This is a genomic window from Neobacillus terrisolis (assembly GCF_051233475.1).
Lineage (GTDB): Bacteria > Bacillota > Bacilli > Bacillales > Cytobacillaceae > Bacillus_BU.
This window is the reverse complement of the sequence record NZ_JBKFGH010000016.1, coordinates 1-16900: the sequence shown is the minus strand read 5'-3', so window position 1 is coordinate 16900 and position 16900 is coordinate 1. Positions and strand designations below refer to the sequence as shown.

Below are 16900 nucleotides of genomic sequence, written 5' to 3'. Positions count from 1 at the left end.
TCTGTTTCCATAGAGGAGGGATTTAATATGTATCATCAATTCGGAATGTACCCGGTCCATAATCCGGACCAACAACTTTCAGCAGATCAAGATTTTAGAGACGTAAAATCAGCATGTCAACGCTATATGAATTATTATGTAGTTGGACAAATGGCAGACGGGTCGCAAGTCGAAGGGATCGTAGAAGATATGGATGATCAAAATGTCACCATGCTTGTACCTGAAATGGTAGAAGATGGAGATGATTCTCGCCAGTTTGGCTTGGATCCATATGGCGGCTTCGATGGTGGGTATGGTGGATATGGAGGATATGGTGGTGGTTACGGAAGAAGAAGATTCCGACGGTTCCGACGGCGCCGCTTCCCATATAACATTTTCGTCTATCCGTTTATCTTCCCATACCCTTATTATTATTAATGGGGAAAAACCGCCAATGCTATAGGGCCTGGCGGTTTTTCATTTAGGCTAGAATATAAATTAAAGAGCACATTCCTCAATTTCAAAGCCTAAATCTTCAATCATGCCCCAGTCAGCTGTAGGCTCCTGACCCGCAGTGGTTAAATAATCTCCAACAAAAATGGAATTTGCTGCATAGAGACCCATGACTTGCATTGAACGAAGATTGACCTCCCGTCCCCCGGCCATACGAATTTCCTTTGCAGGATTTACAAATCTCATCATCGAAAGGAGCTTTAAGCATCTACGCGGATTCAAATGCTTCTGACCTTCTAAAGGCGTCCCATCAATCGCATTTAAAAAGTTACACGGAATAGAATCGGTATCTAATTGACGTAATGTCATGGCAACCTGTACCGCTTCCACATCAGATTCACCCATTCCAAAAATAGCACCGGAACAAGGTGACATCCCGGCTCCTTTTGCGGTTTCTACTGTATCAACACGATCCTCATATGTATGAGTAGAGCAAACATTTTCGTAATTTCCCTTACTTGTATTAAGGTTATGATTGTAGCGATGGACACCGGCTTCTGATAGCTTTTTCGCATGTTCCTCATTAAGGAAACCTAAACAGCAGCATATTTTAAGATCGGTCGTTTTGCGGATTTCTTCAACCGCTTCAACGACGTGATCAATTTCCTTATCGGTTGGACGGCGACCAGAGGCAACAATACAGTATGTACCTGCTTTTCGGCGAATCGACTCCTGCGCACCATCAATAATTTCTTCCTTCGTTAACCAACCGTATTTTTCAATTGGTGCATCCGAAACAATGGACTGCGAGCAATAACCACAATCCTCCGCACAAAGTCCTGATTTTGTATTAATGATCATGTTTAATTTTACTTTTTTACCAAAATAGTGCTTCCGAATGATAAACGCAGCGTTCAATATTTCTAGCACTTCATCATCCCCTGCCTGAACAATTGCCAGTGCCTCTTCCTCACTTATTTGGTAACCACCAATAATGTCTTCCGCTAATTTTCTCCAGTCTTTCTTTGATAAAACTTCCATGTTTGTTTCCCCTTTTCTTCTCTAAAAAGTAAGATGTTAACCTTTTGCACTAAATTTTCGAGTTTCGTTAACCTTAACTCTATTTTAGTTAACATAAAGAAAAAGTACCATAAAATAACAAGTATTACAATTGTGAATTTTCATAAAGGCGAAATTTTTATCCGATAATTTGTTTTTTGTAACTATTTACCTTTCATGTTCCTAGTTCATTCAAACCAAATTAAAAAAGAGCTATGTCTTAAAATAGCTCAATCCTATTCGTCGGGAGTGATGTATCATGGCAAGAAACAAACTTTTGGTTCCAGGATCGGAAAATGCTCTTGAGCAGATGAAAGAGGAAATTGCCAACGAGTTTGGAGTTCAACTTGGTGCTGATACGACCGCACGAGCTAACGGTTCTGTCGGTGGCGAGATGACAAAACGTTTGATCGCCTACGCAGAACAATCATTAAGAAATCAACAAGGGCAATAACGTTGATTCTTATCGAAGAGACCCTTTTTTGGGTCTCTTTCATTGAAAAGCTTCATGAGAATAAAAAATAAACGATGAACAAAATATAGTTCGTGAAAGGAGGTTTTATCAAGTGACCAATAAAAATGATAACCGTGAACGAAGAAGTAAATATCCTAACAACATAAAACATAACACTGAATTCGATAGCGAAACGAATATTAGAAGCGAAATAACAAAAAAGGATCTCCAAAAAAATTTGAAGAAAAAATAGATATTACACATTATGCTTCAGTTTCTTTACCTCGATTGAACAATAAAAGCGGTCAAATGAATGTTAGACCGCTTTACATTTTATCCTTCTCTTCACCCCCTTTTCTGCATGTTATTTCGTTGCGAATACCCAAGCTTCCAGTTTAGAATATAGAAAAAGAGCATGTGAAGGAGAAATAAATGAGCAGGAAAACAGCAATTGTTACCGGAGCATCCAGAGGTTTCGGAATGTTTTGTACGATCGAGCTTGCAAAGGCAGGCTTTCATGTAATCGCCACAATGCGAAATGTAGAAAGCGCTGAAACTCTTATAAACCTGGCAAAGAAAAATGATGTTTTTAACCTCATCACACTACATCCACTCGATGTTACTTCACGTGATTCAATCCATCAATTGAAAAAGGCACTGTCTCACTATCGAAATGTTGATATGCTATTAAATAATGCCGGATTCGCGCTTGGAGGATTTAGCGAGGAAATCCCGATTGAAGAATACCGAAGCCAATTTGAAACAAACTTTTTTGGTGTTATTGCCGTTACACAGGCAATCCTCCCGATCATGCGTGCACAAGGTCATGGTCGAATTATTAATATGAGCAGTATTAGCGGCAGATTTGGGTTTCCTGGCTTATCCCCTTACACAGCCTCAAAGCATGCACTTGAGGGTTACAGCGAAAGTCTAAGGCTCGAATTACGTCCCTACGGAATCGATGTCGTCCTTGTGGAACCGGGTTCCTATCAAACGAATATTTGGGCGAGTGTCGATGCGATCGAAATGAAAGCAGATTCCCCCTATCGCTCCTATTTAAACGGAATTGTGGAAGAAATTAAAGCAGGAAAAACAAAACATGGTGACCCTCAGGAGGTTGCTCGGTTGGTTGCACAAATTGCCTTACAATCGAACCGCCCTAAGCTTAGATATCCAATCGGCAAAGGGGTAAAAATGAACCTATTTTTGAAATCCATTCTTCCGTGGAAGATGCTTGAATCGATTATATTAAATAAAATTTCGAAAACAGTTTCGGGTCCAAAAGAATAATACATATTTGTCCGTTCATAATAAGCAAGAAGGTAGTGAACCATTTCGTTTCGAGGAGGTTACTCAATGGATCGCGAACAACTCGAGCAACTTGGAGATGAATTAAGGGAAATTGGCCATAAAAGACGACAACTAGCCGAACAAATATTTGAGGAGGTACAAGAAGGAGATAACCAGTCTTCTAAATCCTTGTATCAAGAATTAAGTCATATTTCGGATCAGGCGATTAATATTATTACGCGCCAAAAACAATTATTTGATGCGGAGATGCAAAAACTTTAGCGTAGCTAACCTACGCTATTTTTTTATGTTAAGCTATTATTAGAATTTATTTTTCAAACCGTGCTTGGAGGCCCCATGAAAAGATTTAAGAAATTTAGCAAAAGATTATTCTACTTTTTGATTCTTTTAATAGCTTTTATTTATTTAAATAACAGCTCCCTGTTATCGAAGGAAAACAATAAAGCTCCTTTATTATTAGCACATCGGGGGATGGCCCAAACGTTTCCGATGTCAGGAATCACCGGAGAAACATGCACTGCGGAGAGAATCTATAAGCCGGAACATTCATTTTTAGAAAACACCATTCCTTCAATGGAAGCAGCCTTTAAATCAGGTGCTGAAATTGTTGAATTCGATATCCAACCAACTACCGACGGAAATATTGCCGTTTTTCATGATTGGACCCTCGATTGCAGAACGGACGGCAAAGGAATAACAAGAGAAAAAACAATGGCAGAGCTGAAGCAATTAGATATTGGGTTCGGATACACTGCTGATAAAGGGAAAACATACCCGTTTCGCGGGCAAGGAATTGGGCTTATCCCTTCTCTAGATGAGGTTTTCGACTATTTTCCTGAACAAGAATTTTTAATTCATGTGAAAAGTAACGATCCAGAGGAAGGTAAGCTTCTTGCTCAAGCTTTGACTAAACTCCCCGATAAACGCTTAAGTCACCTAACTGTATATGGTGGAGATGAACCGGTTGAAGCGGTTAAGGAAAAGCTGCCACATCTTCGAGTAATGTCAAAATCCACGATGAAAAGCTGTTTAATTCCTTATATGGCTGTCGGCTGGACCGGATACGTACCTTCCGCTTGTGAGCGTACTCAATTACATATTCCCGAAACGATTGCACCATGGTTATGGGGTTGGCCAAACAAATTCCTTAATCGAATGGAGGCTGCGGACACTCGAGTTATGGTCGTTGCTGGCGATGGCGGGTGGTCGGAAGGTTTTGATAATGCCAAAGATCTAAAACGGCTCCCTCCTCACTATTCGGGAGGCATTTGGACCAATCGAATTGATAAAATTGGACCGATTTTTCAAAAATGAAAAAAGACTTTCTGAGTTGCTTTAAGTAATTCCGATTAAGTATATAAAAAGCGCACAAAAAATGCATGGATAATGTAAGTCCATGCTTTTTTTGTGTAAAATCTATACAATTTTGTTTGGATAATTTTTTTTGCGGACATTAAATCCGTTATTTTCTTAAAAATGCTTGTTAGGAAACATTATCCGGACATCAAGTACGTTATTTGTGAAAATCTGAAGCAAAATGAGCTGCTTTTTGCTAAATAACGGAACGTATGTCCGTTAAAAAGCGAAATGGCGATTTTTAAGGCATATTACGGAACGTATGTCCGCTAAAAAGCGAAATGGCGATTTTTAAAGCATATAACGGAATGTATGTCCGCTAAAAAGCGAAATGGCGATTTTTAGGCAAAATAACAGATCGTATGTCCGCTTAATTCCAAGAGTCGATTGCCGTCGCAAACTTCCAAACCGTTACCCAATCATAATCTTCTCTTCCACATATTTAAGCGGCACTTTCTTTTTTGCTTTTGCGAGCGCAAAGGCAATCGTAAGCGGTCCTACCCTACCAATAAACATTAAAAAGGCAATAATCACCTTGCCAGGCAAGCTAAGATCCGGAGTCAGCCCCATCGACATACCAACCGTACCAAACGCAGAAATCACTTCAAATATCAGCACATTTAAAGGTGCGTTTTCGGTTATTGTTAAAATAAATAAAATTAAAAAGACAACAAATAAAGAATATACTGTTATCGAAAAGGCTCTAAAGATAAGTTCCTTAGGAATCCGCCTTTCCATGATATTGACCTCTTCTTTTCCTCTAATTAAGGTCCAAACGGCTAGGATAATAATCACAAAGGTTGATACTTTAATTCCACCCGCAGTTCCTCCTGAGCCCCCGCCAATAAACATCAGCACCATTGTAACAAATTGAGAACTCAAGCTTAATTCAGCAGTATTCAAAGAATTAAAACCAGCCGTCCTCGGAACAACACCATGGAAATAAGCTCCTAAGATTTTATCCTTTAACCCTAATCCACCAAGTGTCCCAGGATTGTTATATTCTAAGATCAAAATGAGGACCGTACCAACCACATTAAGTATCAAAGTCATAATCAAGACCAATTTCGTATGTAAGGAAAGCTTCTTTAAAGATTTTTTTCTCAAAATATCCAAAATAACTGTATAACCGATTCCACCGATAATCAGCAACGAACTAATCGTCATTATCACAGTGAAATCACCGACATATTCGGTCAAGCTGCGAAAATCTCCCATAATGTCAAAGCCGGCATTATTAAAAGCGGAAATCGAATGAAACAAACCTAGATAAAGAGCCTTAGGAAGTCCAAAATCACTTGCCCAGCGTGCTGCTAAAATCACTGCTCCAATTCCTTCGACTATAAACGTAAAACCGACTACGAATTTAACCAATCTAACCATACCCGCTAATGTTAGCTGGTTTAACGATTCCTGAATCATTAGTCTTCCTTGTAAACCGATATTTTTCCCTAGAAAAAGAGCAATCAGGATTCCGATTGTCATAAAACCAAGCCCGCCAATTTGAATTAGCACCATTAAAACAATTTGACCGAATATCGTAAACGTCGTTTCAGTATCCGTAACAACCAAACCAGTCACACAAACGGCTGATGTAGCCTCGAATAAGGCATCAATAAATGATAAATGATGTCTGTCTTTCGTAGCGAATGGCAACATGAGTAAAAACGTGCCAATTCCGATAAGACCTAAAAATCCTAGTGACAATGTTTGAGCCGGATTAATTCGGATCAACTTAGAAGAACTCTTAAAACTGCGTTCTAACGGTAAACCTTTTTCCATTTGTATTATGCTCCTGACATTAGAATGAGTAGATGTAACCTTTTAGAGTTTTGTATAGCTTCTATTACTTTGCCCTTTTGTCAAAATGATAATATACTTGTTGAATAATGTCATTAAGATCCATCCAATAAATGGATAAACCTTTAAATATTGGAGAAAATAATAATGGCATTCTGTTAAAGTATATTATCATTCAGGGGGATTGCAAATAATGGATTTAGTGAACGATATGGAGTTTGAAATAAAAAGCAGCTTTGTGCCAAACTTAAGCAACGCGGAAAAATTAAAGATTGTAGAAGTTACACCTGGAAGCATCGTCGTCCAAATGCAAAATTCTACATGCAGAGGTGTTTTTCCCGTCGATAATTTCCAATATTGGATTAAAAGAAGCTCGCTTATTTATATTGATGAGCAAGAAGAAAGAACTTCATAATATAAGACAAGCCATTGTTCCAAAGAAGAAAGTTCAAAAAACCGTCATCCACTTATGACGGTTTTTTGAATCGTCTAAGACGATCACAAAGGATAAACTTATTTTTCTCCCCATTTATTATTAAAAATTAGCGGTTCTAATTCATGACGTTTTTCCCAATTTGCCAACTCTAATAATGGTTTAGCTGGATATTGATCTGTATAGCCAATTGAAATAAGTGCTAATGGGTCAATATGCGGCGGGATTTCAAGAATGTCGCGAACATCATTCTTTTTATAAAAGCTTACCCAGCCCATAGCAAGTCCTTCAGCAGTAGCTGCGAGCCACATGTTTTGAATGGCGCACGCCGTGGAAAGAGCGTCGGTCTCCGGAATGGAATTTCGTCCTAATACATGGGATCCGCCTCTCGTCGGGTCACACGTCACACAAATGGTTAACGGCGCCTCTTTTAGTCCTTCAATTTTTAAACCGAGGAATTTCGTTTCTTTTTCTCCCTCCGCTTCATAATGAATCGCTAGAGCTCTTCTTTCTTTATCGGCTGCCCATGCTAATCGTTCTTTTGTTTCCGCTGAAGTAACTAAAATAAAATTCCAAGGTTGGCTGAATCCAACTGATGGCGCATGATGAGCAGCATTAAGAATTCGATTTATCGTCTCATCAGGAATCGGATCTGGTAAAAAACTGCGAATATCCCTTCTGTGATAAATGACTTTGTAAATAGATTCTCTTTCACCATGACTAAACATATAATCCCCCCTAATTATTTCCCTACAAACTTAACATTTATAACCATCACTTCAGCCTGAGTACCAATTCTAAGCGGAGGACCCCATAACCCAAACCCGGAGGAGACGATTGAATGAAAGCTTCCTTTTTGCATATGTCCCCAATCATTTTCATAAATTCGATCCGTAATGAAATTAGCAGGAGCGATTTGACCACGGTGTGTATGTCCTGAGACAAGAAGATCCACCCCATTTTCCTTGGCTTCAGTTAAATCCTTCGGCTGATGGTCCATCATAATAATCGGCTTGCTTTTATCCAAGCCTTTAAAATACTTACTTAGTTCTTTTCGACTATTATCGGTATGTTCCTTCCTGCCGGCTAAATAAAAATAATCGCCAATATTGATAAATTCATCCATTAGAACACCAACACCGATTTTTTCCATTTCCGCTAGAATCTTCTGATCATCATTTCCATAATAATCGTGATTGCCAAGAACAGCGTAAACACCTAGCGGAGCATCAATTTTTTTAAAGACATCGCTCATATTTTGTTTTTGATATTGTTCGATATTGTCATTAATGATATCACCCGGCAGTAAAACAATATCCGGGTCTTCCGCATCAACGAGCTTTACTAACCGCTCTAAATGCTTAGTTCCAACTACACCACTCAAATGAATATCCGAGGCCATGAAAATCTTTAAGTCTTTTAGATTTGTTTTCTTATCGATTTCAATCTCATACGTTCTTACCACTGGGGTCCAGGCATTGTAAGTACCATAGATAAAAATGAATGAATAAAGGACTATAACCCCTATTCCGATCCAAAACTTATGGTTCTTTTTAAGGATAAAATAGATGATATTGGCCAAAGGAAGAATCATTAAGCTATAGCCAAAAACAGCCATCCAATATCCACTGATCCATTCCAAAAAAGCAAAAGGTAATAATCTTCCTGCAAAAAGGGACAGAGATAGAAGAATCATTACACAAATATAGGTTTTTTTATATTTTGCTAAAAAAGTAGACTTAAGCCATGCCCAGCCATTATAACCAATGTAAAAAGAAATCAAACTATAAATTAACAGTCCAATAATAATAGAAATGACGATGATTGATGTCATATAAGTTAGCTACCTCGTTTTATTTTGTATTTTTTTCTGCCAAAAGGACCGATGTAAGGCCGCTTTTCAAAAGATTGTTAAAATGAATGTTTAGTATATACATATATCTTACTAACACGATAGTTTTATTTCAAATGAGGAATTATTCGAACTTTAAGCTTGAAAACAGTGGATGGACTTTTTTTCTTACTGTTAAGGTTGTAAAATGAACAAGAAAGGAAGTGGAACGATGGCGATTATATTACCTCATATCGAGGATGCAAATACGACACACTATATTCCTCCAAAAGGTGAATACATACAATTTATAGATGAGGCCGATTATGCTGAGAAAATAAGAGAATGGGGCCTCGGCGGCACAAAGGAAGTTAAGAAGGAATTCTGGTACAAGGAGCGTACACACCAACGTATCATAACGATTAAAGGATATGAATCCTATGGTATAACAGGTGAATACAATACGGTCATCATTGAATTCAAGGATGGGCATTTGTCCTGCATCCACCCTGCCCTGTTAAAAGAGATGCAGTCCTCTAACTATGGCAAAGAAACAATCGTGAAATTAGAAGCAAGCACCCCTGAAATAACTGAATCTGAAAATGATAATGAAAAAAATATGACAAACTTGAATGACCAATTAGAAACAGTTAAACCTGTTTCACCTGTTGCAACAAAAGCGAAACCCGTTAAAGAAAAAAAGGAAAAGGCTCCAAAGCTTGTATTGCCCGAAGAAAAGGTTCACTTTACTGCAAAAGTGAAACAATTTGCGCTAAGCTGGAACCACTTCAACGAAGAAAATGACGAGGTCGTAGTTCTTGAAAACGTACGGATTGAGTTAGATGAGCCGATTGATGTTGGTCTTGCATGGTGTGCTCACAGTAAAACATTAAAGAAATTTGAGCTTAGTCCTGGTGAAGCCCTCGAATTTGACGGAAAAATCGTCAAAAAGACCTTGCCAAAAGGGAAAGACGTTGAAGACGAGGCTTTGCTAATCAATGGATCTGTTCCTTATAAAATTAACAATCCTTCGAAGCTATCTAAACAATAAACACCAATTTATCGTAATTGGCAAAGTCAATAATTATTTTGTGCTGCAATCTTTTGGATTGCAGCCTTTAAATTTATCAGAAAAAATTCAAATAATGTTTCGAAATAGGATAATATTTCCTTCTCGTTAAATGATAGAATGCTTTTATTAAAGAACAATATGATATTAATAAAATTTGGACCGGTGAAACATGAGATATAAAGGTAGAGTGTTTGGATTATTTCTTGTTATAACCAATTCATTAATTTGGATTTTTCATGAACATCTTGATCTTGATCAAAAAGGAGCAGTAGCTTTTAAAATATTTTTCCCCCTTCTTTGCTTGCCTTTCTTTTGGTGGTTAGGAAAAATTTACGACAATTATAAAATTCAAACAAATGAATTAAAAACGAGTAATGAATGGTTTCAAACTATTTTTGAAAAAGCAGGAATAGGGATTACTGTTATTGATCATAACGGCAGACCCATTATGGTCAATCCAAAACTACAGGAAATGCTCGGATACACTGAAAATGAGTTGAAGAAAATGACCCTCAGTGATTTTAGTTATCCGGATGATGCAAAAATTAATTATGATCTTTTAAACCAATTAACCGACCGAAAAATTGAGTCCTATCAATTAGAAAAGCGCTATTATCGAAAGGATGGGACAACCGTTTGGGGGCAAGTTACCTCTTCCCTTTTTCCATATAATGACGGGGAGCTCTCCTATGTAATCGGTTTGATCATCGACATAACTGAACGAAAGAATGCAGAAGAAAAGCTGCTCAAAGTAAATCAACAGTTAGAACTATTGTCAAATATAGACGGTTTAACAGGAATAGCCAACCGCCGTTATTTTGACCAGCATCTTGTTCAAGAGTGGGAAAAAGCTAAAACCCACTTAGAACCAATCTCATTAATTATGTTTGATTTTGATTTTTTTAAAGCATTTAATGATACATATGGTCATCTTGTTGGTGACATTTGTCTTAAGAATACATCAGAAATTCTTAATCGATATACAGCCTTTCCTGATCGTTTGGTAGCTAGGTATGGTGGAGAAGAATTTGCGGTTATTTTATCCGGGCAGGAAGCAAAAAATGCCTGTAGTCTAGCTGAAGAGTTACGTATAGCGGTAGAATCCATGCAATTACCTCATGAACATTCACTGGTTAGTCAGTTTGTTACGATAAGTATTGGTGTAGCGACGCTCATTCCCCATTCAGATTCAAGTCAGGAAGATTTAATTGATGCTGCTGATAAAGCACTATACCAGGCAAAACTAGAAGGTCGTAATCGAGTTTGTAGTTTTGTCATCAATCTTCCTGAAAAAATAAAAAACGATTAAACTGACTCCAGTTTAGTCGTTTTTTTTATTTTGGAATGATTGAAGACGCAAAAAATGTATTACCCTAATCGATATGTGAAATATTATAACTGGAAAATCATTTAAACAAACCGACTAAAAATAACTACAAGCATCTACTCGTTTGACCAATCAATAGGAGGTGTTCCCCTTTGCCAACTGTAAATATTGATGGAGTGAACATTTATTATGAGGTTCAAGGGAAAGGAATCCCCATTATCTTCATCCATCCCCCATTGCTAACGAGTATAAATTTTAAATACCAAGTGGAGCAGCTATCCAAGGACTTCCAAACGATTATATTTGATATACGCGGCCACGGAAACAGTTCTTACTCTGAAGAATCGTTAACCTATCCCCTCATTTCTAAAGATATGGTACATATTTTAGATCATATAAAAATTGATAAAGCATACCTATGTGGTTATTCAACTGGAGGTTCAATTGCACTTGATTTTTTAATTAACTATCCTGAACGATCAAGTGGAGCGATCCTTTTAGGCCCGATGTCAGAAGTGAATGACTGGATGTTAAAAAATAAAATTTCTTTAGCTGCCATGCTTTCAAAACATAAATTGGTGACCACTCTTGCTTTGGCAATATGTTATGGGAATTCGAATAAGAAAACAACGTTCCGGGATTTATATCAGGAGGCTAAAAAAGGAAATGTAAAAAATATTGAGCAATATTATAAATACAGTTTGATTTATAATTGTACGACCCAGTTAGACAATATTAGCCACCCCGTTTTATTGTTATATGGGGAAAAGGATAAGCAGTTTCATCGCTATGCTGATTTAATTAGTAAAAGGTTGCCGAACCAAGAACTCGTTTTTGTAAAAAATGCGAAACATCAGCTCCCTACAAAATGGGCAGTTGAAATTAATCATCTGATAAAGGAATTTATTAATAAACAATCATAAATTACAACGTCTTAAAGGAAAGAATAACTATCGTTACAGAAGCTGCGATAAGAACAATAATCATACTTAACCACAAACTCTTTATGGCCATGTACAATGAAATCCCTAAGGATATCCACAAAATCGAAATGCTTACTATTTTATTTTTAAGCGTGATTCCCTTTCGCTTTTGAAAATCTTCTATATAGCCACCGAGCCATTTATTTCTCAAAAGCAGACGGTACAGCTTGTCTGAAGACTTTACATAACAAGCAGCTCCCATCAAAATTAATGGGGTCGTAGGCAAAAGTGGCACAATAATTCCAATAATTCCAAGTACAATTGCAACGGTCCCAATTACAATTAACAAAGCTCGCGCGATGATGTTCATTCATTTCAATCCTTTCAAAGCAAGGACAAGTCCTCCATAAAAAATCATTATAGTTAGTATGTTTTGCCTTACTATTTTTCATAACGTTTTTACCATCATTGAATACTAGGCGAAGATATTTACCGGACACAGAGGCCCTTATTTAGCTAAAATAACCATTTTTCTAGACTTAAGAGGACACAGGGTACCTTATTTACATAAAAACCACTAAAAAATGCCAATTTATTATAAAATAAGGAACCTGTTGTCCGCTTAGCCTATAAAAACAACGCTTTTTGTGAAAATAGCGGAACCTATGTCCGTCTCCTAATAACTGCATGATAATGCACAATTACCTCGTAAACACCCTCTAAAACGCTGCTCCTTTTTTTATTATATCGTTCGGTATAACTGCGTTAAATAGGTTCTTCGCATAATGAAAAAATATATGATATGGAATGACAAAAAGCTTGCGAGCACAATAATAGAGTTGTGAACAAGCGAAATGGGACCAACTGTTCTTACTACTAATTGCTGCAATGCAACATAAGCGACACTGCTATGGATCACAGCTACGATAAAAGGAAGAAAAAATAAAACGGCCATCTCCTGTGTCACCACACGGTTTAATTCCTTTTTCGTAATTCCCAGTTTAGACAGCATACTGTACTTCTCCTGATCTTTTTCCAAATCAGTGAACAACCTGAAATAAAGAAAGCTCGAAGCAAAGACAAAGAATACAATCCCAACTAATACCGTCAGAATCGAAAAGATTCCATTAAGCTGTTTCATAAACTGCCACTCCAAACTCAAAAATCCAACATAATAATCAGGATGATCTTGATCATATTTAAGCAAAGTGGCTAGTTTTTCGGAAACCTCCCTCGTTTCCTGCCAATCTTTAATGATGAAACCGTGACGATGTTGTTCGTCAGTATTCGCGGAACCGTCAGGGCCTTGAACGATATTAATGTTTGTGTAGAGTGAATCATCAATAACCATTCCGTAGAAGTAATCTGAGTAGTATTTATTGGTGACCACTCGATCAATCGTTACAGTGCTATTATTTATTAGCGTTACTGTTGACCCCTTTTTCGGTGCATCCGTCCGTACAAATGACTTAATTACAACTGCTGCACGATCACCGCTTAATACCAAGGGCTTGTATCCCAGTTTCTTTGCATATTTGTTATAATCGGAAAGTTTCATTATTTGTTGTCGGGTTTCAAGCGTTTTATAGGAAGTAGACATAGATGTGTATTGAATATTTGCATCGTTTAATTGCTTGTTAATTTCTGATAAATGCTTTTGCTCCAACGGATTTTTGACAGTTGATTCATATTTTATCGCAAAAGTTTTATCCAACTGACTTAATAATACATCTCCTACTGCTGCTGAAGTCCCGATTGCCGTAAATGCTACTGCAGATATGATTGCAACCAAGAAAAAGGTAATCGAATTGTCCTTAATTCGATAAATAAGATCAGAAATCGATAACATATTTGTTTTAAAAAAAAATAACAGTTCTCTTTGTTGGAGTGCTTTTAACAAATAGACACTTAATTGGGTAAACAAGAAGTATGTGCCTGCGATGACCAGTCCAACTCCTGCACCAATTGTGCCGAAGAACTCCTCGGGTCCCACATGTTTGATATGATTTGCAAAGTAGAAAACAACTCCATAACCAGCTCCAATGAAAAGAAGGGCAAGGATGGACAGCAAGATAGAAGCCTTTGGCGCCGGCTTCGGTTTTTCTTCTGATTTAATTAACTCAACCAGTCGCGTCACTCTAACCGTTTTTGAAGTAAATAGCGAGATTAGAAGAAACAAAACGATAAAAGCTATTCCTGTTGTCACGATGGCTTTAAGCGGGAAATAAAAAGGCAATCCCTTATCAAGTGTTAAAACGGTGGCACTGATTAACAGGATTAGCTTTGAAAAAACCAACCCAAATCCAATCCCAACGACAGTTGCCGTAATCCCGATGATAATATTTTCAAAAAAGACGAGTCGATTAAACTGCCGGGGTGATAAGCCCAGAATCATCAGAATTCCGAATTCTTTCTTTCTTTTTTTTAAAAACGAGCTAACCGAATATAATATGAAAAAGATAGAAAAGATATAAATGATATATTGTGAGACTTTAAATCCACCTTTTCCCAGTGTATTCATCGTCGAGCTAATTTCGGTTATATTCCCTTTTAATGCAGGGTGATAAGCAATAAGGCCAAAGGTGAAGAAGATAATCACTGCAAAGGTGCTGCTTAAAAAATGACCAATATAGACCCGTTTATTCCTAGCGACATTGTTAAATGCGAACTGGCGAAAAGTCATGCGCGTCTCCCCCCAGCACCGAAAGTACATTAATAATTTTTTGGTAAAAGACAGGACGATTATCACCATTATAAATCTCATTAAAGAGCTCGCCGTCTTTTATAAAAACAACACGGCTGCAATAGCTCGCTGCTTGAGGATCATGTGTTACAAGCATCATCGTGGCTTCCTCTTCTTTGTTTAGGCGGGTCAACAGCTCCATTACATCACGAGCTGACTTTGAATCTAGATTTCCGGTTGGTTCGTCCGCCAGCAAAATCTGCGGTTGATGTATGGTTGCTCGTGCAATAGCCGTCCGTTGTGCTTGTCCGCCGGAAATTTCATAGGTTCGTTTATTTAATATGTCTGCTATTCCCAATTTTTCTGAAATACTCTCTAATTTCCGATACATTTCAGCTAGATTCGTACCATCTAATGTCAGCGGAAGCAGAATATTTTCTTTTACCGTTAACGTAGGCAGAAGATTAAATGATTGAAATACAAATCCCAACTGCTGACGTCTGAACATAGCTAACTTTTCAGGTTTTAAAGCATGTGGATTTTGTCCATTAATAATAACTTCCCCTGATGTTGGTGTATCAATGGTCGAAATGACATTTAGCAGAGTTGTTTTCCCGCTCCCTGAAGGCCCCATAACCCCAACAAACTCACCCTTTTTAATCGAAAGATCAATACCGGATAATGCCTTATAGGAAACTTTCCCGTTGTATATTTTCGTTAATTTTTGAACCTTAAGGATTTCCATAGATTTGGTCCCCTCTCTTTCATTTCCTAAAATCTAAGCTAAGTGTAACCAAATGATCCTCATTCACCTATCGATTTACCTGTCAGTTTCCTTACAATCATGTAAGATTATGATTAACCCTAATAAATAAGAATTGTTACGGATAAGTTTTAATGCTAAAATTTACAATTATTTTTCTTTTTTTCAAGCAAGTTATTACAAGGAAGTGTTTAAGTTGACTACTAAATATACTAATAAAGACAATATTCCCAAACATTTAAGTTCGGATTGTGAAAATTGTTTTGGTTTATGCTGTGTAGCTTTACCATATGCGAAATCAGCCGATTTTGCATTTAATAAAGACGGGGGTGTTCCTTGTCAAAACTTACAAACCAATTATTTATGCAGTATTCATAATGACCTTAGAACCAAAGGATTTCGAGGTTGCACCGCCTATGAATGTTTTGGTGCTGGTCAAAAGGTGTCCCAACTCACTTATCAAGGAAACGATTGGCGGAACAATTCCATTTTAGCAAAGGAAATGTTTGCTGTTTTCCCGATTATCCAACAACTTCACGAGATGCTTATGTATATTCATGAAGCTCTTACATTAGGAGCAGCCAAAGCTATTCATGCAGATTTAAAAGAAGCATTTGAAAAAACGGAACGTCTCACTTTACAGAGCCCAGAGTTCATTTTACAAATCAATGTTCCGGACCATCGAACGAGCGTAAACCGGTTACTTTTGCATACAAGCGAACTAGTACGGGCTGACTATCGCAATAAGAAGCAACCAAAAAAAGTAGGACCAGGCAGTGACCTGATTGGAGCTAAGCTCAAAGGGGCGGATCTTAAGGGAGCTAACCTTAGAGGGGCCTTACTCATAGCTGCCGATCTTAGACAAGCTGATCTAAGAATGGCAGACCTTATTGGTGCAGATTTTAGAGACGCAGACCTCTCTGGTGCTAATCTTACCAACAGCATCTTTCTTACTCAAGCACAAGTAAATGCTGCAAAAGGTAATCAAAACACGAAGCTGCCACCCTCTTTAAAAATGCCTTTACATTGGAAGGATATTGATTAAATAAAATAACTAAAAATCTGTGTTGATTCTGTACACTCTGTTGATTGGAGCGGAAGGTGCGAGACTCCTGCGGGAGAAGGTGTCACGGGAGACCCCGCAGGCGCTTGCGCCGAGGAGAAGGAAAGAGGAAGCGGCTTGCCCAGAGGCGACAGGCATAAGACGAGCCGGCATGAAGGTCGTTCTTTGACCTTCTTGACGGATTGGCTTATGACCCCGAGCCCCTAGCCGCTGCAGCTAGACAGGTTCCCGGACTCCCCCGCTGGGTCGCTGAGCACCTGGAGTGGAAATCAACAGCCCAATTAACAGAGCCAATCGAGTAGGAGGGGGTGACTAACCCCCGACCTCTCACACCACCGTACGTACCGTTCGGTATACGGCGGTTCTATTAAGATTGACGTAAAATTTCATAAC

At 38.0% G+C, this 16900-nt stretch carries 17 protein-coding genes; 10 read left to right on the top strand and 7 right to left on the bottom strand.

Annotation, left to right across the window (positions count from 1 at the left end; translation table 11 throughout):
- Positions 1 to 27: 27 nt before the first annotated feature.
- On the top strand, positions 28 to 417 hold the full coding sequence (locus tag ACI48O_RS10980; protein WP_435561850.1) for a hypothetical protein: 390 nt from the start codon (positions 28 to 30) through the stop codon (positions 415 to 417).
- Positions 418 to 477: 60 nt separating this feature from the next.
- Here ACI48O_RS10980 and bioB read toward each other — a convergent pair whose 3' ends face one another.
- Positions 478 to 1473, bottom strand: coding sequence for a biotin synthase BioB (gene bioB, locus ACI48O_RS10975; protein WP_435561849.1), 996 nt, complete (start codon positions 1471 to 1473; stop codon positions 478 to 480).
- 277 nt (positions 1474 to 1750) lie between these two features.
- Here bioB and ACI48O_RS10970 point away from each other — a divergent pair, with 277 nt between their 5' ends.
- From ACI48O_RS10970 to ACI48O_RS10955, 4 genes are all read left to right on the top strand, one after another.
- Positions 1751 to 1945, top strand: a complete 195-nt coding sequence (locus tag ACI48O_RS10970) for a small, acid-soluble spore protein, alpha/beta type (RefSeq protein WP_435561848.1) — start codon at positions 1751 to 1753, stop codon at positions 1943 to 1945.
- 432 nt (positions 1946 to 2377) lie between these two features.
- Entirely contained in the window at positions 2378 to 3235 is an 858-nt protein-coding gene (locus ACI48O_RS10965) for an SDR family oxidoreductase (RefSeq protein WP_435561847.1), read from the top strand.
- Positions 3236 to 3301: 66 nt separating this feature from the next.
- A complete protein-coding gene (locus ACI48O_RS10960) occupies positions 3302 to 3517 on the top strand; it encodes a hypothetical protein (RefSeq protein WP_435561846.1) in 216 nt (71 codons plus the stop codon).
- A gap of 75 nt (positions 3518 to 3592) precedes the next feature.
- A complete protein-coding gene (locus ACI48O_RS10955) occupies positions 3593 to 4570 on the top strand; it encodes a glycerophosphodiester phosphodiesterase family protein (protein WP_435561845.1) in 978 nt (325 codons plus the stop codon).
- A 453-nt stretch (positions 4571 to 5023) separates the two neighbouring features.
- Here the strand turns inward: ACI48O_RS10955 and ACI48O_RS10950 are convergent, their stop codons facing one another.
- Positions 5024 to 6394: a TrkH family potassium uptake protein gene (locus tag ACI48O_RS10950; protein WP_435561844.1), complete on the bottom strand. Its 1371-nt coding sequence runs from the start codon at positions 6392 to 6394 to the stop codon at positions 5024 to 5026.
- A gap of 211 nt (positions 6395 to 6605) precedes the next feature.
- Between ACI48O_RS10950 and ACI48O_RS10945 the strand changes: the two genes are divergently transcribed.
- Positions 6606 to 6827, top strand: coding sequence for a hypothetical protein (locus tag ACI48O_RS10945; RefSeq protein WP_435561843.1), 222 nt, complete (start codon positions 6606 to 6608; stop codon positions 6825 to 6827).
- Positions 6828 to 6925: 98 nt separating this feature from the next.
- Here ACI48O_RS10945 and bluB read toward each other — a convergent pair whose 3' ends face one another.
- A complete protein-coding gene (gene bluB, locus ACI48O_RS10940; protein WP_435561842.1) occupies positions 6926 to 7573 on the bottom strand; it encodes a 5,6-dimethylbenzimidazole synthase in 648 nt (215 codons plus the stop codon).
- 14 nt (positions 7574 to 7587) lie between these two features.
- Entirely contained in the window at positions 7588 to 8679 is a 1092-nt protein-coding gene (locus tag ACI48O_RS10935) for a metallophosphoesterase (RefSeq protein WP_435561841.1), read from the bottom strand.
- 229 nt (positions 8680 to 8908) lie between these two features.
- Between ACI48O_RS10935 and ACI48O_RS10930 the strand changes: the two genes are divergently transcribed.
- The 3 genes from ACI48O_RS10930 (at position 8909) to ACI48O_RS10920 (ending at position 11998) form a co-directional block, all read left to right on the top strand.
- On the top strand, positions 8909 to 9727 hold the full coding sequence (locus ACI48O_RS10930) for a hypothetical protein (RefSeq protein ID WP_435561840.1): 819 nt from the start codon (positions 8909 to 8911) through the stop codon (positions 9725 to 9727).
- Positions 9728 to 9917: 190 nt separating this feature from the next.
- On the top strand, positions 9918 to 11057 hold the full coding sequence (locus ACI48O_RS10925; RefSeq protein WP_435561839.1) for a sensor domain-containing diguanylate cyclase: 1140 nt from the start codon (positions 9918 to 9920) through the stop codon (positions 11055 to 11057).
- A gap of 170 nt (positions 11058 to 11227) precedes the next feature.
- Entirely contained in the window at positions 11228 to 11998 is a 771-nt protein-coding gene (locus tag ACI48O_RS10920; RefSeq protein ID WP_435561838.1) for an alpha/beta fold hydrolase, read from the top strand.
- Between the two features lies 1 nt (position 11999).
- Here ACI48O_RS10920 and ACI48O_RS10915 read toward each other — a convergent pair whose 3' ends face one another.
- The 3 genes from ACI48O_RS10915 to ACI48O_RS10905 form a co-directional block, all read right to left on the bottom strand.
- A complete protein-coding gene (locus tag ACI48O_RS10915; RefSeq protein WP_435561837.1) occupies positions 12000 to 12368 on the bottom strand; it encodes a YbaN family protein in 369 nt (122 codons plus the stop codon).
- 372 nt (positions 12369 to 12740) lie between these two features.
- Positions 12741 to 14681, bottom strand: a complete 1941-nt coding sequence (locus ACI48O_RS10910) for an ABC transporter permease (protein WP_435561836.1) — start codon at positions 14679 to 14681, stop codon at positions 12741 to 12743.
- Complete coding sequence (locus ACI48O_RS10905; protein WP_435561835.1) at positions 14656 to 15426, bottom strand: ABC transporter ATP-binding protein; 771 nt, start codon at positions 15424 to 15426, stop codon at positions 14656 to 14658. The genes ACI48O_RS10910 and ACI48O_RS10905 overlap by 26 nt, the downstream gene beginning before the upstream one ends.
- A 214-nt stretch (positions 15427 to 15640) precedes the next feature.
- On the opposite strand from ACI48O_RS10905, the gene ACI48O_RS10900 reads away from it, so the two are divergent.
- Positions 15641 to 16489, top strand: coding sequence for a pentapeptide repeat-containing protein (locus ACI48O_RS10900; RefSeq protein ID WP_435561834.1), 849 nt, complete (start codon positions 15641 to 15643; stop codon positions 16487 to 16489).
- Positions 16490 to 16900 lie beyond the last annotated feature (411 nt).